The organism is Pseudomonas sp. FP215, from assembly GCF_030687795.1.
GTDB classification, from domain to species: Bacteria; Pseudomonadota; Gammaproteobacteria; order Pseudomonadales; family Pseudomonadaceae; genus Aquipseudomonas; species Aquipseudomonas salmasensis.
Window position 1 is genome coordinate 155,211 of sequence record NZ_CP117447.1, and the last position, 23,221, is coordinate 178,431.

Below are 23,221 nucleotides of genomic sequence, written 5' to 3' on the forward strand. Positions count from 1 at the left end.
CGTACGGTCATTACGGTAGCCATTATCCGACGCAGCGGTGCCAATCGCTGTGATTTAAGACAAGAAGTCTTGGGGAAATTTTAAATGCGTCTGCACCTGTTCAAGGCAATACCGTTCGCTCTCGCCGCCAGTTTCGTACAAGCCCAGACACTGCCCCAAGCCATGCAACAGGCATTGGACGTACACCCGGAAATTCAGGCGGGTGTTAACAGCCGCATCGCCGCCGATTACCAATTGCGCGCCGCACAAGGTGGCTACCTGCCGCGTGTCGACTTGAACGCCGGTTACGGCCGCCAAGGAACCGACAACGCCACCACCCGCGCCAACAACCCTGGCGGCAATCACTGGGACACGCTTAACCGCGGCGAATCCAGCCTGCGCCTGCAGCAAATGATTTTTGACGGTTTTGCTACCTCCAGCGAAGTCGGGCGTCAACAAGCCAACGTTAATTCCCGCGCTTACTCCTTGCTGGGGACTTCCGAGCGCACTGCGCTGACCGTTGCCCAGGTTTACCTGGAAGTATTGACCCGCCGTGAGTTCGTGCGCCTGGCCGAAGACAACCTGCGCAACCACGAGCGCATCTACGATCAGATCAAATTGCGCACCCAGCGTGGCGTTGGCAACGGTGCCGACCAGGACCAGGCCGAAGCGCGCCTGGCCCAGGCCCGCAACAACTTGATCACTGAGCAGACCAACCTGGCCGACGCGCAGGTCAACTACCTCAGCGCCGTCGGCCAGATGCCCGACGAACTCGAGCGTCCGGCCCCGTTCATGGCCATGCTGCCAGCCGACCTGAACGAAGCGCGCCGCCAGATGCTCGACAACAGCCCGGTGCTGCGTTCAGCCGAGTCGGATATCTCTGCCGCCGAGAAGCAGTACGATGCCGCCAAATCCACGTTCTACCCACGCTTTGACGCTGAACTGGGCACCAACGCCGACAACAACGTCTCCGGTGACCCCAACCACAGCAATGGCTGGGAAGCCATGGTGCGCATGCGCTTCAACCTGTTCGCCGGTGGCAGCAACAAGGCCGACCTGCAATCGAAGTCCTACCAGGCCAACCAGGCGCTCGACATCCGCAACAACGCCTTGCGCCAACTCAATGAAGAGCTAGGCTTGGCTTGGAACGCCCTGAACAACGCCAACGCGCAATTGCCGGTCGCCCAGCAGTACGTGGATCACAGCACCCGCGTACGCACGTCCTACCAGCAACAGTTCAGCCTTGGTCAACGTACTCTGTTGGATTTGCTCGACAGCGAGAATGAATTGTTCACTGCTTCCCGCCGCCTGGAAGAAATCAAGAACATTCAGTTATTTACTCAGTACCGAATCAAGGCGACCATGGGCGAATTGCTCAAGAGCCAGGGAGTGGTTGCACCAATGGCCTCCGTCGTGCAGAACGACGTGAAACCTAAAGTCCAACTGCCTGGGATGAATTGAGCCACCCCAATAGCCCCATCTGTTAGTCGAGAGTGCGCCGCGTGGAACCTGAAGTCAGTCGAGTTCATCTCAGTCATGATCCACGCGCACTACACGATGACCCGTTACTCGACGGGTTGTTGGCGCTCTGCGCCCTGCATCAGAAACCGGCCAGCGCGGCCATGCTCACCACCGGCCTGCCGCTGCCTTCGCAACGGTTGAGTGCCGAGTTGCTATCGCGTGCCGCTGCGCGGGCCGGGCTGCAAGGCCGGCTGCTGCAACGCAAGCTGGATCAGATCCCGACCATTGCATTGCCGGCGCTGCTGTTGCTCAAGGGCGGTCGCAGTACCGTACTGGTCGGCTGGCAGGGCGAAGATGAAGCGCGGATCCTGCTCAGTGAAAGCGACGGCGGTGAAGTGCTGATCAAGCGCGAAGCATTGGCCGACGACTACATCGGCAAAGTCTTCTTTGCACAGCCGCAACACAAATTCGATGTCAATCACGGCAGCCTGATTCCGCGAGCGCGCTCGTGGTTCCGCGACACCCTCATGCGTTCGCGCTGGCTCTACACCGACGCCATCGCCGCCAGCTTCCTGATCAACATCATCGCCATGGCCGCGCCGCTGTTCGTGATGAACGTGTACGACCGCGTTGTGCCGAACCAGGCCACCGCCACCCTGTGGGTGCTGGCCGTGGGCATCTGCGGTGCCTACCTGTTCGACCTGATCCTCAAAAGCCTGCGCAGCCTGTGCCTGGACCTGGCCGGTAAAAAAACCGACCTGATCATCTCGGCCACGCTGTTCGAGCGCATCGTCGGCATGTCCATGAAATACCGGCCGGCGCGGGTCGGCAGCTTCGCGCAGAACATCCACGAGTTTCAAAGCCTGCGCGACTTCCTCGCGTCTTTGACCCTCACCAGCCTGATCGACCTGCCGTTTACGCTGCTGATCTTCTTGGTCATCGCCATCCTCGGCGGGCACCTGGTGTGGATTCCGGTGTTGGCGTTCCCGCTGGCCCTGGGCATCGGCTATGCCCTGCAGAAGCCCCTGGTCGCGACTATGGAGCGCACCATGGCGTTGGCCGCCGAGCGCCAGTCGAGCCTGATCGAAACCCTTGCCGGGCTCGATGCGGTCAAGGTCAACAATGCCGAGAGTGAGCGTCAGTACGGCTGGGAACAGACCATCGGCACCCTGAGCCGGCTTGAGCTGCGGGTGAAGTTGCTGTCGGGCCTGTCGATGAACATGACCCTGCTGATCCAGCAACTGGCCGGCGTGATCATGATCGTATTCGGCGTGTACCAGATCATCGACGGCAACCTCAGCATGGGCGGCCTGATTGCCTGCTACATGCTCAGTGGCCGTGCCTTGAGCCCGCTGGCCTCGCTGTCGGGCCTGCTGACGCGCTACCAGCAAGCCAAGGTCACCATGACCTCGGTGGACCAGATGATGGAGCTGCCCCAGGAGCGCAATTTCGAAGAGCGCCCCATGAGCCGTCGCACCTTGCAAGGCGCCATCGAGTGCCGGGGCCTGAACTTCACTTACCCGAACCAGCAGAACCCGGCGCTGAAAAACATCAACCTGGTGATCAAGCCAGGGGAAAAAATCGGCATCATCGGCCGCAGCGGCTCGGGCAAAAGCTCCCTGGCCAAGCTGATCGTCGGCCTTTACCAGCCCGACTCCGGCTCTTTGCTGGTGGATGGCGTGGACGTGCGCCAGATCGACGTGAGCGAGCTGCGCCACAACATCGGCTATGTCGCCCAAGACATTCAATTGCTGGCCGGCACCCTGCGCGACAATCTGGTCAGCGGTGCGCGCTACGTCGAAGATGAAATGGTCCTGCAAGCCGCCGAACTGGCCGGCGTGCACGAATTTGCCCGCCTACATCCCCAAGGCTACGAACTGCAAGTCGGCGAGCGTGGGCAGAACCTGTCCGGCGGCCAGCGCCAGAACGTCGCCCTGGCCCGTGCGCTGCTGCTCAACCCGCCCATGCTGTTGCTGGACGAACCCACCAGCGCCATGGACAACACCGGTGAAGAACGCTTGAAACAACGCCTGCAAGCCGTGGTGCAAAACAAGACCGTGGTGCTGGTCACGCACCGAGCCTCACTGCTCTCCCTGGTCGACCGCCTGCTGGTGGTCGACCGTGGGCAGATTCTCGCGGACGGCCCGAAAGCCGTGGTCATGGAAGCGTTGAAGAAGGGGCAGATCAGTGTTGCTTAACTCCATCAAGAGTGCGGTCGGCCGCTACTTCAAAGGCTCCGATTCGCTGCAGGGCCAGCCGCTGCCCGAGGTCAACAAGGCGCTGATCGAAGATGCGCCGCGGGTGATCCGCCTGACCATCTGGGCGATCATCGCGTTCTTTATATTCCTGGTGGTGTGGGCCGGTTTCTCCCAGATCGACGAAGTGACCCGTGGCGATGGCAAGGCGATTCCGTCGTCCAAATTGCAGAAAATCCAGAACCTGGAAGGCGGTATCGTCGCCGAGCTGTACGTCAAGGAAGGCCAGATCGTAGAGGCCGGCGCGCCGTTGATTCGTCTCGACGACACGCGGTTTGTCTCCAACGCCGGCGAAACCGAAGCCCTGCGCCTGGCCATGCAGCTGCGCGTCGAGCGTTTGAGCGCGCAGGTGGATGACCGCCCGCTGAACATCCCCGACGACGTGCTCAAGGCCGCGCCGAGCCAGGCCGCCAACGAGCGCTCCTTGTATGAAAGCCGCCGCCAGCAGTTGAAAGACGAAGTCGGCGGCTTGCAGGAGCAACTCGTCCAGCGCCAACAGGAACTGCGCGAATTCACCTCCAAGCAGGGCCAATACCGCAGCCAGTTGTCCCTGCAACGCCAGGAAATCAACATGTCCGAGCCGCTGGTGGCCCAGGGCGCGGTGTCGCCGGTAGAAGTGCTGCGCCTCAAGCGCGCCGAAATGGAAACCCGTGGGCAGCTGGACGCCACCACCCTGGCGATCCCGCGTGCGGAATCGGCGATCAAGGAAGTGCAACGCAAGATCGATGAAACCCGCGGCAAATTCCGCAGCGAAGCCCTGACCCAACTCAACGAAGCCCGCACCGAGCTTAACAAGGCCGAATCCACCGGCCGCGCGCTGGAGGACCGGGTCAGCCGCACCCTGGTCACCTCGCCAGTGCGCGGGATCGTCAAGCAGTTGCTGGTCAACACCGTTGGCGGTGTGATCCAGCCTGGCAGCGACATGGTCGAAATCGTGCCGCTGAACGACACCTTGCTGGTAGAAGCCAAGATCCGCCCGCAAGACATCGCCTTCCTGCACCCTGGGCAGGAAGCGGTGGTCAAGTTCACCGCCTATGACTACACCATCTACGGCGGGCTGAAAGCCAAGCTCGAACGCATCGGTGCCGACACCATCACCGATGAAGACAAGAAGACCACCTACTACATGATCACCCTGCGCACTGATCGCAGCCATCTGGGCACGGACGAGAAGCCGCTGTTGATCATCCCCGGCATGGTCGCTTCGGTGGATATCATCACCGGCAAGAAAAGCATCCTCAGCTACCTGCTCAAGCCGATCATCAAGGCGCGGGCAGAGGCGTTGCACGAGCGTTAATGTTCAGCGCCTGTACCGCCCTCATCGCAGGCAAGCCAGCTCCCACATTTGAATGTGTTCACAAATCAAAATGTGGGAGGGGCCTTGCCCCCGATGAGGCCGTCAGCATCGCCCTACAGCTCAAACCAAACGCCATATCCATATGCGCTAACGGTATTTAAGCTTCCATCTTTATATCTATAAATTCATTCCCCTGTCCGCCGGGAATGAATCCAATGTCTGCCACCACCGCCCCCCAAACCTTCGACATCCGCCCCTTCCCCGGCAGTGTCGGCGCCCAGATCATCGGCCTGGACTTATCCCGCCCAGTCAACGACCAGGACTTCGCCCGCATCCACCGCGCGCACCTGGACCACCACGTCATCGTGTTCCGCAACCAACGCATCACCCCCGAACAACAGATCGCCTTCAGCCGTCGTTTTGGCGTGTTGCAGATCCATGTGCTCAAACAGTTCCTGCTGGCCAATCACCCCGAAATTCTGATCGTCTCCAACATCATCGAGAACGGCCAATCCATCGGCCTGGGGGATGCGGGCAAGTTCTGGCATTCGGACCTGTCATACAAAGAACTGCCCAGCCTGGGCTCGATGCTGCACGCCCAGGAACTGCCCTCTGAAGGCGGCGACACCCTGTTCGCCGACATGCACAAAGCCTGGGAGCAACTGCCCGGCCACCTGCGCAATGCCGTCGAAGGCCGCAGCGCCGCGCACTCCTACACCGCGCGCTATAGCGAAACCAAATTCGAAGGCAACTGGCGCCCAACCCTCACCCCGGAACAGCTCGCCCAGGTTGCCGAAGTGGTGCACCCCGTTGTGCGCACCCACCCGGAAAACGGCCGCAAGGCGCTGTTCGTCAGCGAGGGTTTCACCACCCGTATCGTCGGCCTGCCCGATGACGAAAGCCGTGACCTGCTGGCCCAGCTCTATGCCCACAGCGTGCTGCCGGAAAACATCTACCGTCATCAGTGGCAGCCCCACGACCTGGTGTTCTGGGACAACCGCTCGCTGATCCACCTGGCCGCCGGTTGCCCAAGCCACCTGCGGCGCAAATTGTTCCGTACCACCATTCAGGGGGATGCGCCTTTCTAACCCGATAAAGCCTGCTAGGATTGCACCCAGTTCACTCCCAACGGACCACGAGTGCTTGGCATGCAACTACCGGACATGAACCTGCTGGTCGCCCTCGACGCGTTGCTCGACGAGGGCAGTGTGGTGGGCGCCGCGCGGCGGATGAACCTGAGCCCTGCCGCCATGAGCCGCACCCTTACGCGTATTCGCGAAGCGGTCGGTGACCCGATCCTGGTGCGTGCCGGCCGTGGCCTGGTGCCGACGCCCAAGGCGCTTGAGCTGCAAGGCCAGGTGCGCAATGTGGTGGAGCAGGCCGCGTTGCTGTTCCGTTCGGCAGACCAGGTAGATTTGAGCACCTTGCGCCGCCGCTTCAGCGTGCGCGCCAATGACTTTTTCATCGGCGTGTATGGCGGGCGGCTGTTCGACACCATGGAGCGCATGGCGCCGCTGTGCGAGCTGCGCTTCGTGCCCGAAGGCGATACCGACGATGAAGCCCTGCGCGAAGGGCGGTTGGACTTGCGGGTGAGCAACACCATGCCCGCCAGCCCGGAAGTGAAGGTGCAGAACCTGTTCTCCACCACCTTTGTCGGCCTGGCGCGGCAAGACCACCCGCTGTTCGACGAAGAAATCACGGCGGCACGCTTTGCCAGCTATTCCCACATCAGCATCTCCCGGCGCGGCATCGCCCGTGGGCCCATCGATACCGCGTTGAATGCCCAAGGCCTGGAGCGCCGTGTGGCCATGATCGCCCCAGGCTTTCACGGTGCGATGTTCATGCTGCCCGATTCCGACCTGCTGCTGCCGGTGCCCAAGGAAGCCCTCCTGAGCGCCAAGCGTCTGAGCCTGCCACTGCGCGCGTTCGCCTTGCCGATTTCACTGCCAACGCTGGTCCTGGCGCAATCCTGGCACCCGCGCTTCGACAAAGACCCAGCCCATAAATGGCTGCGTGAAACCATGCGCGAAAGCTGCCACGCCACCTGGCTTGAAGCCCAGCCGGTTTAAAGCGAACGCAATCAATGTGGGAGCTGGCTTGCCTGCGATGACGGCCCGCCAGCCGACACCTATCTACCTGACACCCCAAGATTCAAAATGTGGGAGCTGGCTTGCCTGCGATGACGCCCTGACAGCCGACGCCTATCTACCTGACACCCAACGATCCAACTGTGGGAGCGGGCTTGCTCGCGAAGGCGGCCTGACAGGCGACACAGTTGGATTGTGTACATATCCGTTATTTAGGTAACGGCCACTTAGGGTTCCGCCCTGACGGCGGCTCACTTTTGAACAGCGCAAAAGTAAGCAAAACGCTTCTTGCCCCACCACTCGGCACCTCGCTTGGGCTCGGTGTGCCCGAACACAGGCTTGAATCCGTGGGCCGCCGCCACGCGCCATCCATGGCGCGGGGCGGCTAACCCGGCGTCCTGCCGGGTTACCCACGAATTCAAGCCTGCGTTCGGCCAGCGTGGTTTAACGGGGCGCCTAAGATCAAAAGCAGAGCAAGATCAAGAGCGACTCGCTTCGCATCGTGGTTACCGTCTGCTGCTACCGGCTACAGCCCAGAAAGTTGAGTAAATACTTATGGCTATCGCAGGCAAGCCAGCTCCCACAGGGTTCAGTGTTGATGTTCAAAGTTGCGTCTGACGCACTTATAACCTGCCAACAAGTAACTTTTTGTCATGGGAGTGCCTGATTAAACTGCTCAGGTATTTCTTATTCCGAGTTGCCTGTTCATGACGTCCCTCGCTGCCCCCGCTGTCCAGGCCGCAGCCAAACCTACGGCGCTGAGCCCACCCGTGTTCGGCCCGCGCATCATCATCGGCCTGCTGGGCGTATTGCTGGCGGTACTGGTCTCCGGCCTCAACGAGATGGTCACCAAGGTCGCCCTCGCCGATATCCGCGGTGCGCTGTACATCGGCTTTGACGAAGGCACCTGGCTGGTCGCGGCCTACACCGCCACTTCGGTCGCGGCCATGGCCTTCGCGCCGTGGTGCTCGGTGACGTTTTCCCTGCGTCGCTTCACCCTGTGCGCCATCGGCTTGTTCACCGTGCTGGGCATTCTCTGTCCGTTCGCACCCAACTACGAAAGCCTGTTGCTGCTGCGCACCGTGCAAGGCTTGGCCGGTGGCGCGCTGCCGCCGATGCTGATGACCGTGGCGCTGCGTTTCTTGCCAGCCAACGTCAAGTTGTACGGGTTGGCCGGTTACGCACTCACCGCCACCTTCGGCCCCAGCCTTGGCACACCGCTGGCGGCGTTGTGGACCGAATACGTCGGCTGGCAGTGGGCGTTCTGGCAGATCGTCGCGCCGTGCCTGCTGGCCATGGCGGCCGTGGCCTACGGTTTGCCACAAGACCCGCTGCGCCTGGAACGCTTCAAGCAGTTCAACTGGCGTGGTTTGCTATTAGGCTTCCCGGCGATCTGCATGCTGGTGATCGGCCTGTTGCAAGGCAATCGCCTGGACTGGTTCGAGTCGGGCCTGATTACCTTCCTGCTGTGTGGCGGCACAGTGTTGCTGGTGCTGTTCATGCTCAACGAATGGTCGCAGCCGCTGCCTTTCTTCAACTTGCAGATGCTCGGCCTGCGCAACCTGGCGTTTGCCCTGATCGTGCTGGCCGGCGTGCTGATGGTGCTGACCTCGGTGATCATCATCCCGTCCAGTTTCCTCGCCCAGGTCCAGGGCTACCGGCCGCTGCAGACCGCACCGCTGATGCTGCTGATGGCGTTGCCGCAGTTGATCGCGCTGCCGCTGGTGGCGGCGCTGTGCAACCTGCGCTGGGTCGATTGCCGCTGGGTGCTGGGCATTGGCCTGAGTATGTTGGTGCTGTGCTGCCTCGGCAGTTCACACCTGACCTCGGCGTGGATTCGCGACGACTTTTATGGCTGGTACCTGCTGCAGATTTTCGGCCAGCCGATGGCCGTGTTGCCGCTGCTGATGCTGTCCACCGGCAGTATTCAACCCATCGAAGGGCCGTTCGCCTCGGCCTGGTTCAACACCGTCAAGGGCCTGGCTGCTGTGATCGCCACTGCGGTGCTGGATACATTGACCACCCAGCGCGGGCATTTCCATTCAACCATGTTGGTGGACCGCCTGGGCAATTCGCCCCTTGCCGACGCTGACGCGCCGGGCCTCGCCCACCGCTTGCACGAGCAGACCGTGGTGCTGACCTCTTCGGATCTTTACGTCGTCATGGCCGGTGTCGCGGTGGCGTTGATCCTGCTGATTTTCTGGATGCCCACGCGGATCTATCCGCCTCGCGCTCCGGCCTGACCACAAGGACTTTCCATGAAACGCAAAGACAAAATTGCCGTCTCCGTTATCGCCGTATTTGCCGTCGGCGTGCTGGTTTACCTGGTTGCGCCGGGCGTACTGGGCAGCAAGCACCAGACCACCAACGACGCCTTCGTCGCGGCGGATTTCACCCTGGTCGCTCCCCGCGTTGCCGGCTTCATCAAGGAGGTGCTGGTAGAAGACAACCAGCGTGTCAAAGCCGGGCAACTGCTGGCGTTGATCGACGACCGCGATTTTCGCGCCGCCGCCCAGGCCGCCGATGCCGACACCCTGGTCGCCCAGGCCCAGCTGAAAAACGCCAGCGCGACCCTGGAGCGCCAAAGCTCGGTGATCGCCCAGGCCCAGGCTACGGTGGCAGCGGATCGCGCCGAAGTGGCGTTTGCCGAGCATGAACTGAACCGCTACAACCATCTCGCCGGCGTCGGTGCGGGCACCGTGCAGAATGCCCAGCAAGCCAAGACACGCATCGATCAGGCCACTGCGCGCCTGGCCAAATCCACCGCCGTGCTGGCCGCCGAACGCAAGCAGGTGGAGATCCTCACCGCCCAGCGTGACGCCGCCGAAGGTGGGCTCAAACGCGCCCAGGCCGCGCTGGAAATGGCCAGTTATCAGCTGTCTTACACGCGCATTATCGCGCCGGTGGATGGCATGGTCGGTGAGCGTGCGGTGCGGGTCGGCGCTTACGTGACACCGGGCAGCAAGATCCTTGCGGTGGTGCCGCTTTCTGAAGCCTATGTGGTGGCCAATTTCCAAGAGACCCAACTGTCGCATATGCACGCGGGGCAAGCGGTGCAAGTCAGCGTCGACAGCCTTGACGGCGAACTGCTCAAAGGCCACCTGGAAAGCCTGGCGCCTGCCACCGGGGTGACCTTCGCCTCGGTCAAACCCGACAACGCCACCGGCAACTTCACCAAGGTGGTGCAGCGTATTCCGGTGAAGATCGTGCTTGAGCCGAACCAGCCACTGACCGAGCGCTTGCGCGTCGGCATGTCGGTAGAAGCCAGCGTCGATACCCGCCCTGTCGAGCAGCAGCGTGAGGTGGCCCAGCAATGAGACACCTCGCCTGGCTCACCCTGAGCCTTATCAGCCTGAGCGCCTGCACGGTAGGTCCCGACTTCCAGCGGCCCGAGAGCCCGCAGATCAATCAGTGGAGCGAACCCCAGGGCCGCCAGGCCGCCAGCCGCGCCGTCAGCGATCCCTTGCAGGAACGCTGGTGGGACGTGTTCCAGGACGCGCAGCTCTCGGCCCTTACGCGCCGCGCCCTCAACGATAACCTCGACCTGAAACTGGCCAGCAGCCGCCTGCAACAAAGCCGCGCCATCCGCCAGGTGACCACGGCCGAGCGCTACCCCAACGTCGATGCCGGCGGCGCCTACCAGCGCAAGCGCAACAGCGGCAAAGGCTTGAACGACCCCTCCGGCGAGAACGGCCGCTCGGCCTTCAACCAATGGGACATGGGCTTCTCGGCCTCTTGGGAGCTGGATTTCTGGGGCCGGGTCAAGCGTGAAACCGAGGCCGCTGACGCCACGCTGGAAGTCGCCGAAAACGACCGCCGCGCCGTGTTGTTATCGGTGTTGGCCGAGACCGCCCAGGACTACATCCAACTGCGCGGCGTCCAAAACACCCGTGCCGTCACCGAGCAAAACCTTGATGTTGCGCGCCACAGCCTCAAGCTCTCGCAATTGCGGTTGGCCGACGGCGTGGCCACCGACCTGGATGTGGCCGAAGCCGCCGCCCAGGTCGCGGCAATCGAAGCGCGCCTGCCGGATCTGCAGCAGCGCCAGGACCAGTTGATCAACGCCCTGAGCCTGCTGATGGGCGAGCCGCCTCAGGCCTTGCACGCGCAGTTGTCCAAAGACGCCCCTGTGCCGCAAACCCAGCGCCAGGTCGCGATCGGCCTGCCATCGGAACTCGCCGAGCGTCGCCCCGACATCCGCCAAGCCGAAGCCCGCCTGCACGCCGCCACGGCCAGCATCGGCGTGGCCAAGGGCGACTTCTACCCGCGCATCACCCTGTCCGGCAGCCTTGGCTCCCAAGCCATGCAACTCTCGGATTTCGGTTCTTGGGGTTCCCGCGCCTTTACCTTCGGCCCACAGTTGAGCCTGCCGCTGTTCAACGGCGGACGCCTGCAAGGCATGGTGGATTTACGGGAAGCCCAGCAACAGGAAGCGGCCCTGGCCTACCAGCAAACCGTGCTGCGTGCCTGGCATGAAATCGACGACCAACTGACCCGCTACAACGCCAGCCAACTGCGCCGCGACAGCCTCGCGGAAGCCGTGCGCCAGAACCAAATTGCGCTGACCACCGCCCAACACCAGTACGTCGAAGGCGTGGCGGATTTCGTCAACGTACTCACCGTGCAGAGCGCGTTGTTGGCGACTCAGGAACAGTGGGTGGAGAGCTCCACCGGCGTGTCATTGGCCATGGTCGGGCTGTACAAAGCGCTGGGAGGAGGGTGGGAGTCGGTGTACCCGTTGCAGACCGCTGGGCGCTGAGCAACAAAGAGTTTTTGTCAGTCGCCAAATAAGATGTAATGATAATTGCTCTCAATAACACTTCTGAGCTTTTCATGGGCAGCGCGACTGACGGCCAGCAACAGCTTCACATCCTGTACCGCGACCATCATGGCTGGCTGCAAGGCTGGTTGCGCAAGCGCCTGGGCGACCGCGAACAGGCCGCCGATGTGGCGCAGGACACCTTCCTGCGCCTGCTGGTGGCCGGGCGCTTCCCGGGTGACAAGGAAAGCCGCAGCTATTTGGCGCAGATCGCCCGCAACCTGGTGATCGACCAATGGCGCCGCCTGCGCATCGAGCGTGCTTACCTGGAAAGCATCGCGCACTTGCCCGAGCCCGAGTCGCCGTCCCTGGAAACCCGCGCGTTGATCCTCGAAACCCTGATGCAGATCGACGCCATGCTCGACCGTATGCCCGACAATGTACGCCGTGCGTTTTTACTTTCGCAGTTCGAAGGCTTGAGCTATGCGCAAATCGCCGAGCGCCTGGGCGTCACCGTCAGCTCGGTGCAGAAGTACATGACCCGGGCCATCGTCGCCTGCTATCAGGTGGTGTACGAAGAATGAAGCACGACGCGCCCATCGCCCCCGCGATTGTCGAGCAAGCCAGTGAGTGGTTGATGCTGCAATGGGGCGGCGAGCTCAAGGGCGAGCAGCGCCAGGCATTTGCCCGCTGGCAGGCTGCTGACCCGGAGCATCGTCGCGCCTGGCAGCGCTTGCAGCAACTGCAACACACCCTGGGCGGCGTACCCGCCGACAGCGCTCGCGCGGTATTGCGCGACGCCCCGGACACCCAGCGCCGTGCCGCGCTCAAACTGCTCGGCCTGTTGTTGGTGGCCGGTGGCAGTGGTTACCTGGTGCAACGCAGCGAGCCCTGGCAAGCGGCCTTTGCAGAGCTGCGTACCGCCACGGGCGAAATTCGCCATATGACCTTGAGCGACGGCACACAACTGGACCTTAACAGTGACAGCGCCGTAGACCTGCGTTTCAGCGCTACCGAACGACGTATTCGGCTGATCCGTGGCGAGGTCTTGCTGACCAGCGGCCACGACGCCTCGCGCCCGCTGATCGTCGAAACGCCAGCCGGTGATGTGCAGGCGTTGGGCACGCGCTTTGCGGTACGTGAACTGCCCGACGGCAGCCGTGTGGATTTGTACGAAGGTCGCCTGCGGGTCACGCCGTTGCAGGGCACGCCGGTGCATATGCAGGCAGGGGACAGCCTGTGGTTCAACGCACGCCAAAGCACCGCGTTGCCAGCGGTGAGCGCCAATGCCAGCAGTTGGACCGAGCACCGCCTGGTTGCCGAGCGCCAGCCGTTGGGTGAGTTCGTGGCGCAACTGAGTCGCTACCGCCCGGGCCTGTTGCGCTGTGATCAAGCAGTGTCGAACCTGCTGTTGACCGGCGTGTTCCCGCTGAACGACACCGACGCGATCCTGGCGGCCTTGGAGCGTTCATTGCCCGTGCACGTGCAGGCGGTGACCCGTTACTGGGTAACGATCAAGGCGCGGGTCTGAAAATACTTTGTACAGGGCTTGTCGGTTTCTGCGGCCCGTTCGGGATACCTCTTGAAAGCCAATCAAGAAGCGTTCTCACGGGGAGTCCTGCCATGTCGCACCACCCAATCCAACCTTTGGCCCGCGCGCTACGTCGTGGCCTGTTTGCCGGCCTGCTGGCAACGGCTCCGGTACTGCCGAGCATGGCTCAAGCAGAAGAAAGCACCGAAGCGCTGCGCAGCTATGACATTCCCGCGGGCAGCCTCGACCAGGCGTTGAACCGTTTCGCCAGTGCCTCGGGCATCTTGCTGTCGGTTGACGCTTCGCTCACCGACGGCAAGCGCAGCGCCGGCTTGAAAGGGCGTTACGGTGTAGGTTCGGGGTTGCAGCGCTTGCTGGCGGGCAGCGGTTTGGCGGCGGTGCAATCCCAGGGCGGTTGGTCGTTGCAGGCCCTTTCCGGCGACGCAGCCTTGCAGTTGGGCGCGACCCAGATCAGTGGCCGGCAGGAGCAGGAAAGCGCCTGGGGCCCGGTGGACGGCATTGTCGCCAAGCGCAGCGCCTCGGGCAGCAAGACCGACTCGGCGCTGGTGGAAATCCCCCAGACCATCAACGTGATCACCGCCGCCGAGATCAAGGCGCGTGGCGCCCAGAGTGTCACCCAGGCGTTGCTCTACACGCCCGGCATGAGCGCGGGTGGTTTTGCCGACCGGGTCAAATTGTTCGATGAGCCGACGTCACGCGGCTTCTCGCCCACGCCGTTGTATCTGGACGGCCTGCACCTGCCTTATGGCGGCGGCAGCACAGGCGGCGCGTTGCAGATCGAACCGTATTCTCTGGAGCGCATCGAAGTGCTCAAAGGCCCGGCGTCCGTGCTTTACGGCCAGAACCAGCCGGGCGGCATCGTCAATATGGTCAGCAAGCGCCCCAGCGAAACGCCGATACACCAAGTGGTACTGGAGGCCGGCACCTACGAACACAAAAGCGCGGCCATCGACCTGAGCGGCCCGCTGGACGAGGAGGGGCAGTTTCTCTACCGCCTGACCGGCCTGGCAAATGACGCGCAAGATGAAATCAACTACGTCGAAAACAAGCGCCAGTTCATCGCCCCCAGCCTCACCTGGCGCCCTAACGAAGACACCAGCCTGACCCTGTTCGCCCAGTACCAGAAAGATAAAGGCGTGCCCGAAGCCCAAGGCCTGCCGGCGTCCGGCACGCTGTGGGACAACCCCAACGGCAAGATCAAGCGCGATGTATTTATCGGCGAGCCGGGCGTCAACCAGTACAACCGCGAGCAATACGTGCTGGGCTACGAAGTTTCCCATCGCCTCAACGACATCTGGACCCTCAAGCAAAACGCCCGTTACGCCGAGGTCGACGACCGCTACACCGCGCCGCTGCACGGCTACCGTTTCGTCGCCAACCCAAACACCGGCGTGCAGGACCAGCGCTACCTGCAACGCTTCGGCGTGGACTGGTCGCAGACCAACAAAGTGTTCGGCGTGGACAGCATCGCCCAGGCCGAATTCGACACGGGCGCACTGTCCCACACCTTCATCGTTGGCCTGGACTACTACCATTCCAACTCGCAGTTCCATGGCCTGTACGACCGCAACCCGCCGATCATCGACCTGTTCAAACCGGTGTACGGCCAGCCCCTGAACTTCGGCCAGCCGTACCGCTGGGATCGCACCATCACCCAGACCGGCCTTTACCTGCAGGACCAGATCAAGCTGGATAAATGGGTGCTGGTACTCGGTGGCCGCTACGACTGGGCGAATGTGGTGAACAAGGAGCCGATACAGGACACCCGCTTTGCCAGCAAAGACCAGGCGTTCACCGGCCGTGCGGGCCTGGTGTACCTGTTCGATAACGGCGTGTCGCCCTTCGTCAGCTATTCGGAATCCTTCCTGCCGCTGGCCGGCACCGATGCGAACCGAAAACCCTTCGAACCGTCCACCGGCAAACAGTACGAAGTCGGCGTGAAGTTCCAGCCACCGGGCCAGAAGAGCTTCATCCAGGCTTCTGTGTACCAACTGGACCAGGAAAACGTGCTGACCACCAACCCGGTGGACACCACCTTCAGCACCCAAAGCGGCGCCCTGCGCTCGCGGGGTGTTGAGCTGGAAGCCAAGGCGGTCTTGAGCGACGCATGGGAAGTGGTCGCCTCGGCTGCGCGCAATGACGTCAAATACACCAAGGACAACGATGGCCGCCAAGGTCGCCATCCGGCCGGCATCTCCCCCCTCACCGCCTCGATGTGGGTCAACTACACCGTGCTCGGCGACACGCCCTTGGCAGGGTTGGGTGCGGGCCTGGGCGTGCGCTATGCCCGTCAAAGCCTGGGCGACGACTACGAAGGCGCTTTTAACGTGCCGTCCTACAGCGTCTACGATGCAAGCCTGAGCTACGACCTCGGCGCCTCGCCGCTCAAGCTCAAAGGCGTGAAGCTGGCGATGAACGTGCAGAACCTCAGCAACAAGACCTACGTCTCGCAGTGCACCAGTGATCTGGATTGCTATTACGGGGAAGGGCGCACGGTGGTGTCGAGCCTGACGTACGACTGGTAATCAAGCGTTTACGTGATGTCTGTTGCGGCGCGCACCCGTCAAGGGTGCGCTCTGTTGTCGCCCTACACCAGGTCCGCTGCAAATCGTGTACACACATTGGAAAGCATGCGCACCTCGGCACCGCTGCAGCCTGCCGCTTCGAAAAAACCGGAGGCTTCTCGCACGACGGCATACATATCCGTGACGATGGACCTTGCTTCATCCGCCCCCAACCCAAAGCGTTCAGGCGTACTCAAAGGCATTACCAATCGGCTTCCAGGACATCGGGTTCTCCTTCAGTGCGAATTCGCTGAGGCTCACGGGCGAGGCTCATGGTAATCCCAACCTGGTCAAGCTCTGGTGACGCGATGCTCGCCATGCCTTCTTCCAGGTCCATCGCGCTAAGCACATTCATCAGCACGCCGAGGGAGACGCCGGCCTCGCCCTGTCTCAGTCGCTGGTACGTCTGCCGTGTAATGCCCGCGCGGCTGCATATGGTCGAGATTTTCAATCGGCGACGAATGCGGGCTATTTCGATACCGTTGCCGATACCTCTCATCAGCTCAGCGCTTCTCTCTGAGATGTACCCTTTGTGCGGGTAGGGCTTGGCTGTATCTTGCATGATATATCACTCGTTAAAGCGGTAAAGGTAACTTATATCATCCAAAACTCTAAGGCTACCTGCAAAAAACCGGCTCGATGCTAAGGCTTTTTGTAGGAGCGAGCTTGCTCGCGAAAAACTTACAGGCGCCGCGTTCAATCAGGAAACACGCGTTATCGTTGACGTTTTTCGCGAGCAAGCTCGCTCCTACAGGTGTTAGCAAACTTCAAAGATTCTGCAAAAACACCACATACCCCCGAAAGCACTCATTGCCCCGCAGATACCCCGGCTCTTTCCACTCCCCGCCCTGAATCAAGCCAATCTTGAACGGCACGCCCAGCCGATTCATCCGCGGCAAATACGCCGCGTAATCCGGGATGCTGTGACGCCCTTGATAGGTCTGCACCACCACTTCATCCACCACGCCCTTGAGCTGGGCGATGGCGGCCGGGTCGGCGTTGCTGCTCCAGTCCATCAGGCCGGTGATGCTCAGGCGCAGGTCGGCGGGCAGGCGTTGGCGCAGGTCGCGCAGGAAGTCGGCGTATTCATGCAGGTATTGGGTGCGAGCATCGAAGTCGATCTGGATACCGATCACCGGGTTGCCGGCGTCACGCCAGCGTTGCACCTGGCCCAGCACCTGGGTGTAGACCCGTTCCGGCCAGCGCAGGGTGTGGGCGCGGTACACCACCCAGACATGGCCTTGAGTAATGCGCGGCACGCTCATGCCTTGGGCGATCAGTTGTACGCCGCGCTGGGGCGCGCGGCGGGTGGCGTTGATCTGGCCCTGCAGGATGTACAGGGTTTTGGCCTGCTTGATCACCGGCTGGGGCGTGACCCCGCTCCACAGCCAGAAGGCGTCGTAGTCGCCCGCGTTAACGGCGCCAAAAGCCGGGCTTGCCAGCAACAGCAAGCCTAGCCACAGCGATTTCACCAGTAGTACTGCAGCGATTTGCCCCACTGGGTATCGGCAAAACCGCTCTTGAGTTGGCGGAACCAGGCTTTGCGCACCGCCGGCGCCACGTCTTCACCGCCGCAGCTGTTGTAGCCGGCCGGCGCGTAGCAGTTGATGGCGCGGAACAGCGCATAAGCCTTGTCGGTTTTCGGCGCCTTGGCGTTGGCGATCACCTGTTTGTAGCCGTCCAGGCGCGAGAAGGTTTCACCTTTGAAGTCCGAGGCGGTGCTGCCCAGGCTGCCGGCGGCGCGGGGTTGTTCCAGGGGCATGCCGTCCAGGCCGTTGCGCAGGATGAACTCACCGAAGCAGTTCAAGGCGTGCGGGTTTTTGGCTTCGTCCTGCAAGGACGCGGCGGTTTGCGCGATGCTTGGGCAGGCGTAGCCGGATTCGGCCTTGTCGCCGTTCCACTGGAACAGCTTCAAGGTCTGGCCGCTGGTATAGGTGTAGCCCAGGCTGGTGCCGAGTTTGTCGTCAGAGAGCGAGGCCTGCTTGAGGTCATCGGCGAAGGTGGCGTACTGGCCGCGCAGCAGGTCTTTGTAGAGCAGCACGAATTGCGCACTCTGGCGCTCAATCGGGTCGCTGGCGTTGGCGATCTGCTGGCGCAGCAGGTCGGGGCCGGCGACGTTGCGCAGCAGGATGTAGCGCACTTGCTTGGCGCTGATCGGCGAGTCGGCGGCGAACACCTTGGCCAGTTGGCCGCTGCGCTCGTAATTCATGGCCAGTGCCAGTTCCAGTTGGTCGCGTTGCAGCGGTTGCTTGGCCAATGGCAGCAGTTGCAGCCACAGGGCTTCGGCGGCCTTCCAGTCTTGCTTGGCTTCCAGGGCCAGGGCGCGCAGGGTCTGTTGGCTGAAGGCGAAGTAATCCAGGCTCGACGGCACATCCGCCGGCAGGTGCTTCAAGGCCGCGTCGGGTTGGTGTTCGACGTACAGGGCATAGCTGGCTTGCAGGAAGTCAAACAGCGCTGGCTCATTGGCGAAGGTACCCTTTTGCTTATCCAGGTCTTCGCGGCTCAACAGCGGCGGGGTGTGGGCGCGCATCGCCATCAGGTCGCTGACCACTTGCAGCATCGGGCTGTTCGCGGCTTTGTTGCCGACCATCAGCAACTTGAGGTCGGCCTCTTCCACCAGTTCGTCCACGCTCACATTGCGCTGGGCGTCGGTGGCCTCGGTAAATTGCCAGGTGAAGTCTTCGGCAAGCTTGGCGTCGTCGTTCGCCAGCCAATGCACGCGGCGCAACAGGCCACGGGCGGACGCCACGTAATCGCCCTGTGGGTAAGTTTTCAGGTAACTGAGAAAACCTTCTTCGGCATCGCTCAAGGCCGACTTATCCACATGCTCGCGTTGCGGCATGCCGTATTCGTCGAAGGCTTCGGCCTGGGCCTGATTCAGCGACGTACGCGCAGTCATGTACAGCGCCGTTTCCTTCAGCCATGGCACATCGCTGGTGGAAGCCGCGGCGAACCCGCGCTCGGCGTAATCGAAGCGCCCGCTGTAGAAGTCGCCGGCGGCCTGCAAATAGGTACGAAACAACTGAGCATTGGCCGACGGGGTCAGCTGCGCGTCCACCACCTGGCGGCTCCAGTCACAGGTGGTCAGTAATTGCAGGCGTGCTTTGACCAACACGTCGCGCTCGGCGGGCGGCATCTGGGCTTTGATCACCTGGCTGATAAACGCTGTGGCGCTGTCATCGTCATTGCTGCGGCAACGGCTGCCTTCGCCATTCAGGAAGGCCTGGCCTGCGGTCTTGTACTCCTCGCGCTTGATACCCAGGGGCTGGAGCAAAGTGTCGAGTTCGGCTGTGCGTGAATCGTCAGCCTTGTTATCCGGCTCCTCAGCCGTGGCCGGAACCGGCACCAGGCGATACACCGGAAACGGCACCGGGCCGAAGCCTTGGGCCAAGTCGTCTTCGCCCAAGGCATTGGGGGCCAGGGGCGCGGCTTTTTTGTCGGCCAGCAACAGGCGCAGGTTCACCCGGCTGTCGTTGCCAGGGCTGAGAAACGGTTGGTTGCTGCACGGCTCGTAGCCGTCACGCGATACCCTCCAGTCGGGGTAGCACGAGTCGTCAGAACTGGCCTGGGCCGGTAGGGAAAAACCGGCCAGCAGGGCCAGGGCCAGAGGTGACAGCAAACCGATACGCATAACGTTTCCTTGATCCTGAGTCCTTGGAGAAGGGGCAATAATAGCCTGATCCGACGAGCGCTTCGGTGAAGGCCTACACAAATTGCTGATTTGTCCGATTCCAGCGGCGAGGCCAGGCCTTTTGGCCTAGAGTGGCGGTGTTTGCGCATGCGCAGTGTTTGTCCTGCAAGAGGGCAGTAGTAGCGGAGTCGATATGCGTCGGTCTGTGGTAGAGCAACACGAAAAAGTCGGGGCATTGCCTGCCATTCATCGCTTGAGCTGGGAAGGTGCCGGCTGGCTCAGCCGCCTGTGGTGGGTGCCGATCCTGGCGCTGGCCATGGCCCTGCGGTTTTACCACCTCACCGCGGCGGCGATCTGGGGCGACGAAGGCTCAAGCCTGTTGCTCAGCGAATACGCCCTGGCCGACCTGTGGTTCCACGCAGCCCATGATGTACACCCGCCGCTGTATTTCTTGCTGCTGCGCGGTTGGATCGAGGTGTTCGGCGACAGCATCGGCTCGATACGCAGCCTGAGTGCGATCCCCGGCGTGGCCGTCGTGGGCCTGGGCATCTGGCTGACACGGCAACTGTCCACCCGACGCGCAGCCGTGCTGGCGGGGATCCTGCTGGCTCTACTGCCTACGGCGGTGCGCTACAGCCAGGAAGTGCGCATGTATTCGCTGCTGGGCGTTTGGCTGCTGGGCGCCACGCTGGCGCTGGTGTACTGGGTGCGCCAACCCGAGCGCACACGTTACCTGGCCGTCTATGTGCTGTTGATGAGTGCCGGTTTTTACACGCATTACTTCACGGCGCTGTGCGTGCTGGTGCATTGGGCTTATCTGGCAATGCAGAGGCCCGGCCACCGTTTGATTACGCGGCCTGCCTGGTGGGCGGCCAACGTGGCGATAGTGTTGTTGTATCTGCCCTGGCTGCCCAGCCTGCTGGATTTGGTGCAGCACGTCGAACAGCTCAAAGTCGGCGGCGACATTGGTTGGGAAGAGCCGGTCAACCTGCTGTCCCTGCCGTCGATGGTCTGGCAGTTCCTGCTGCAGGATGACGGTCTCGGCCTGTGGCCGCCGCTGTTCTGGCTCTTCCCTCTGCTGCTGACCGTGGTGGTTGTGCTCACGGCCTGGCGCAACCACGCGGCGCGCCTGCCGGCACTGTTTTGCTTGCTGCCGCTGCTGTTGGTCTATGGCGTTTCCTTTATCTCACCGGTGTTTATCGAGCGCTACCTCACGGTGTATGCGTTGGGCCTGCCGATTGTCCTGGCGCTTGCGATCGACCGTTTGCCGTCCCGTTTGTCCTGGCTGGGCGTGGCGCTGTTCGCGCTGTTTGTTGGCGTAGAACTGCTGGGGTTGAAGAACAATTTCGAGGTGGATGAACACGACCAGTTCAACGTGCCCGTGGAGTTCGTCAATCGCAACTACCAGGAAGGCGACCGCATCATCCTCAGCGACATGCTGTGGTACCTCAGCTACGTGTATTACGACCAGACCGACGCCCAACTGCAGCTCTTCACGCCGCCCAAACCCGACGGCACCGCGACCCGCCCGAATGCTTATGGCTTCGGCACACTGGTGGACCAGGACGGTGGCCGCATCTATCTGGACCGCCTCTCAGCACTGCCAGCTCAAACGCGGCGGGTATGGTTGATCAGCAGCAACGAAGCCCCGGATGAATTCGCGCCACTGCCCAACGGCTGGCGCGAACTCAGTCGCCAGGACGGCGGTGGCGCCAGGGCGCGGCTGTTCGTGCTATGCAACGCACCGGCGCCGCAACCCGAAGGCTGCCGCTAGACTCACTTGAACCTACTGATGAGGAGCCTTTCATGGAATCGCCACTGCACAGCTTGCCGGCTTTGTTCAAACAGCTTGGCCTAGCGGATGACCCGGTCAGTATTGAGCAATTTGTCGCCTCTCATTCGCCGCTCAAGCCGGAGTTGAAACTGGCGGATGCGTTTTTTTGGAGCGACGCCCAGAAGGCATTTTTGCGTGAAGAGATTCTGGAGGATGCGGATTGGGCGGTGGTGGTGGATGAGTTGAATCTGATGTTGCGGGGTGGGCGAGGGGTGTAAAAAAATATGCAAAGAAATGCGAGTATGTAAAAAAAAATGGTGAGCGGTAAAAAAAACTGGGCTTTAATCGCTTAAGTGAATTTTTTCTGGAAAAGCTCGCCATGCCAACAGTCGGATACGCTCATCTGTGTGAGGCGCTGGATCTAAAGCTTATCGCACCGTCGCGGGCCGCGATGATCAAGCCGGTGACCAGGATTACCCTCATTGGTGACTGTCTGGCGGTGCCCCATTCGGTGGCGCCTGCCCAACATGCACTGTTTGAGCATGTGCTGTTTGCGCTTAAGCATGAAGGCGTGAACCTGGCGATACTTGCCCAGGTGTTTGAACAGCTTGGCCCAGAACCGTTTTTGGAGGCGCTGGCCGACTCGCCCAACGGTGCATTTATCCGAAAAGCCTGTTTTCTGTGGGAAGGCTTTACCGGGAAAATGCTGGATCACACCCTTCCTGTTCGTGGTCGCGTGGTTCCCTTGTTCGATCCCCAGCGCTATGTCACCGGCCCGAGCATTCGCAACAGTCGTTGGCGAGTGGATTTCAACGGTTTGGGCTCTTTGCATTATTGCGCCACCGTTGAGCGAACGCCTGAGCTGGAAGCGTTGTTGGCGCTTGATGTATTGGCTCGCGCCAAATCCTTCATGGCCACCCTCCCACCCGAAATGATGGATCGCGCCATCCAATGGGCGTACCTGCACGAAACCCGTGATTCATTTGCCATCGAAAAAGAACAACCCAGCGAAGAAAAATCCCGCCGCTTCGTTCAACTCCTGCGCCAGGCCCACGAAGGCCGTTTGCTCACCGAGGACTACTTGGTCGAGCTGCAAAACAGCACCGTCTCCAACCCCTTCGACAAAGCCGTTGCCTTTCGCCACGAACAGAACCATCTGCACAACGGGCTGCGTGGCGCAGCCGGTGTGAGCTACGTACCGCCAGCCCCCGCGCTTTGCCAGGAATTGATGGAAGAGCTGATGGCCTTCGCCAACCAGCCCGTGCGAGACGTCGATCCTTTGGTGGCGGCCGCGGTCACCGCTTTCGGTTTCGTATTTCTGCACCCGTTCATGGACGGTAATGGGCGCCTGTCTCGCTTCCTGATTCACCAGACGCTCTGCCACTACGGCGCACTGGAAAATGGTTTGCTGCTACCGGTCTCCGTCGCCATGAAGCACGAGGAACAAGCCTATCTGGAGGCACTCAAGACCTTCTCCCAGCCGACTCGGGAATTCTGGAACGTCACCTGGCTGGACGCCGACCACATGGCGTTCGACTTCATCGGCCACCCTTCGATCTATCGCTACTGGGATGCGACCCGTTGCATCGAATTCACCCTGCAAATGGCCCGCCGCGCACTGGAAGTGGAACTGCGCGAAGAAACCCAATTCCTCGACCGCTACGACCGTGTGATCAAAGCGGTGAACCAACGCTACGACGTGCGCGGCAGCGATCTGTCGAAGCTGGTGATGATGTGCCTGGATAACGGTGGGAAGCTTTCCAAGCATCGGCGTAAGCAGTTTCAGTACAGCGTGGCGGAGGAGGTGTTTGGGTTTATTGAGGACGAAAGCCTGAGGTTGATGGGCGAGTAAGAGGTCATCC

17 protein-coding genes are annotated in these 23,221 nt (G+C 61.7%); 14 read left to right on the top strand and 3 right to left on the bottom strand.

What is annotated here, in order from left to right; genetic code table 11:
- The first annotated feature begins 84 nt into the window (after nt 1–84).
- The 11 genes from PSH76_RS00655 to PSH76_RS00705 all read left to right on the top strand — a co-directional run bounded on the left by PSH76_RS00655 (nt 85) and on the right by PSH76_RS00705 (nt 15,915).
- Nucleotides 85–1,440: a TolC family outer membrane protein gene (locus PSH76_RS00655; RefSeq protein WP_032894249.1), complete on the top strand. Its 1,356-nt coding sequence runs from the start codon at nt 85–87 to the stop codon at nt 1,438–1,440.
- Between the two features lie 41 nt (nt 1,441–1,481).
- Nucleotides 1,482–3,638 carry a type I secretion system permease/ATPase gene (locus tag PSH76_RS00660; RefSeq protein WP_032897675.1) on the top strand — a complete coding sequence of 719 codons (2,157 nt, stop codon included), beginning with the start codon at nt 1,482–1,484 and terminating at the stop codon, nt 3,636–3,638.
- The gene (locus PSH76_RS00665; RefSeq protein ID WP_032894247.1) at nt 3,628–4,992 is read left to right on the top strand and encodes an HlyD family type I secretion periplasmic adaptor subunit; all 1,365 of its coding nucleotides are present in this window, start codon (nt 3,628–3,630) and stop codon (nt 4,990–4,992) included. Before PSH76_RS00660 ends, PSH76_RS00665 begins: the two co-directional genes overlap by 11 nt.
- A gap of 215 nt (nt 4,993–5,207) precedes the next feature.
- Complete coding sequence (locus tag PSH76_RS00670; RefSeq protein ID WP_305493435.1) at nt 5,208–6,080, top strand: TauD/TfdA family dioxygenase; 873 nt, start codon at nt 5,208–5,210, stop codon at nt 6,078–6,080.
- A gap of 60 nt (nt 6,081–6,140) precedes the next feature.
- Nucleotides 6,141–7,061, top strand: a complete 921-nt coding sequence (locus PSH76_RS00675) for a LysR family transcriptional regulator (RefSeq protein ID WP_305493436.1) — start codon at nt 6,141–6,143, stop codon at nt 7,059–7,061.
- Between the two features lie 725 nt (nt 7,062–7,786).
- Entirely contained in the window at nt 7,787–9,322 is a 1,536-nt protein-coding gene (locus PSH76_RS00680; protein ID WP_305493437.1) for an MFS transporter, read from the top strand.
- A 15-nt stretch (nt 9,323–9,337) separates the two neighbouring features.
- Nucleotides 9,338–10,396: an HlyD family secretion protein gene (locus tag PSH76_RS00685; protein WP_305493438.1), complete on the top strand. Its 1,059-nt coding sequence runs from the start codon at nt 9,338–9,340 to the stop codon at nt 10,394–10,396.
- On the top strand, nt 10,393–11,838 hold the full coding sequence (locus PSH76_RS00690) for an efflux transporter outer membrane subunit (RefSeq protein WP_305493439.1): 1,446 nt from the start codon (nt 10,393–10,395) through the stop codon (nt 11,836–11,838). The genes PSH76_RS00685 and PSH76_RS00690 overlap by 4 nt, the downstream gene beginning before the upstream one ends.
- Before the next feature lie 74 nt (nt 11,839–11,912).
- Nucleotides 11,913–12,422 (top strand): sigma-70 family RNA polymerase sigma factor, encoded by a 510-nt coding sequence (locus PSH76_RS00695; protein ID WP_003187450.1) that lies wholly within the window; start codon nt 11,913–11,915, stop codon nt 12,420–12,422.
- On the top strand, nt 12,419–13,369 hold the full coding sequence (locus PSH76_RS00700) for a FecR domain-containing protein (RefSeq protein ID WP_278917961.1): 951 nt from the start codon (nt 12,419–12,421) through the stop codon (nt 13,367–13,369). The genes PSH76_RS00695 and PSH76_RS00700 overlap by 4 nt, the downstream gene beginning before the upstream one ends.
- Nucleotides 13,370–13,461: 92 nt before the next feature.
- Entirely contained in the window at nt 13,462–15,915 is a 2,454-nt protein-coding gene (locus PSH76_RS00705) for a TonB-dependent siderophore receptor (protein WP_305493440.1), read from the top strand.
- A 241-nt stretch (nt 15,916–16,156) separates the two neighbouring features.
- On the opposite strand, the gene PSH76_RS00710 is transcribed toward PSH76_RS00705, so the two are convergent.
- From PSH76_RS00710 to PSH76_RS00720, 3 genes are all read right to left on the bottom strand, one after another.
- The gene (locus PSH76_RS00710) at nt 16,157–16,516 is read right to left on the bottom strand and encodes a helix-turn-helix transcriptional regulator (protein ID WP_098949895.1); all 360 of its coding nucleotides are present in this window, start codon (nt 16,514–16,516) and stop codon (nt 16,157–16,159) included.
- 205 nt (nt 16,517–16,721) lie between these two features.
- On the bottom strand, nt 16,722–17,426 hold the full coding sequence (locus PSH76_RS00715; RefSeq protein WP_305493441.1) for a DUF3142 domain-containing protein: 705 nt from the start codon (nt 17,424–17,426) through the stop codon (nt 16,722–16,724).
- Nucleotides 17,423–19,585, bottom strand: coding sequence for an outer membrane assembly lipoprotein YfiO (locus tag PSH76_RS00720; RefSeq protein ID WP_305493442.1), 2,163 nt, complete (start codon nt 19,583–19,585; stop codon nt 17,423–17,425). Before PSH76_RS00720 ends, PSH76_RS00715 begins: the two co-directional genes overlap by 4 nt.
- 193 nt (nt 19,586–19,778) lie before the next feature.
- On the opposite strand from PSH76_RS00720, the gene PSH76_RS00725 reads away from it, so the two are divergent.
- The 3 genes from PSH76_RS00725 to PSH76_RS00735 all read left to right on the top strand — a co-directional run bounded on the left by PSH76_RS00725 (nt 19,779) and on the right by PSH76_RS00735 (nt 23,211).
- Nucleotides 19,779–21,359 (top strand): glycosyltransferase family 39 protein, encoded by a 1,581-nt coding sequence (locus PSH76_RS00725; protein ID WP_305493443.1) that lies wholly within the window; start codon nt 19,779–19,781, stop codon nt 21,357–21,359.
- A gap of 32 nt (nt 21,360–21,391) precedes the next feature.
- Nucleotides 21,392–21,637: a DUF2789 domain-containing protein gene (locus tag PSH76_RS00730; RefSeq protein ID WP_032894235.1), complete on the top strand. Its 246-nt coding sequence runs from the start codon at nt 21,392–21,394 to the stop codon at nt 21,635–21,637.
- Between the two features lie 101 nt (nt 21,638–21,738).
- Nucleotides 21,739–23,211, top strand: a complete 1,473-nt coding sequence (locus PSH76_RS00735; RefSeq protein WP_305493444.1) for a Fic family protein — start codon at nt 21,739–21,741, stop codon at nt 23,209–23,211.
- The last annotated feature ends 10 nt before the right edge of the window (nt 23,212–23,221 follow it).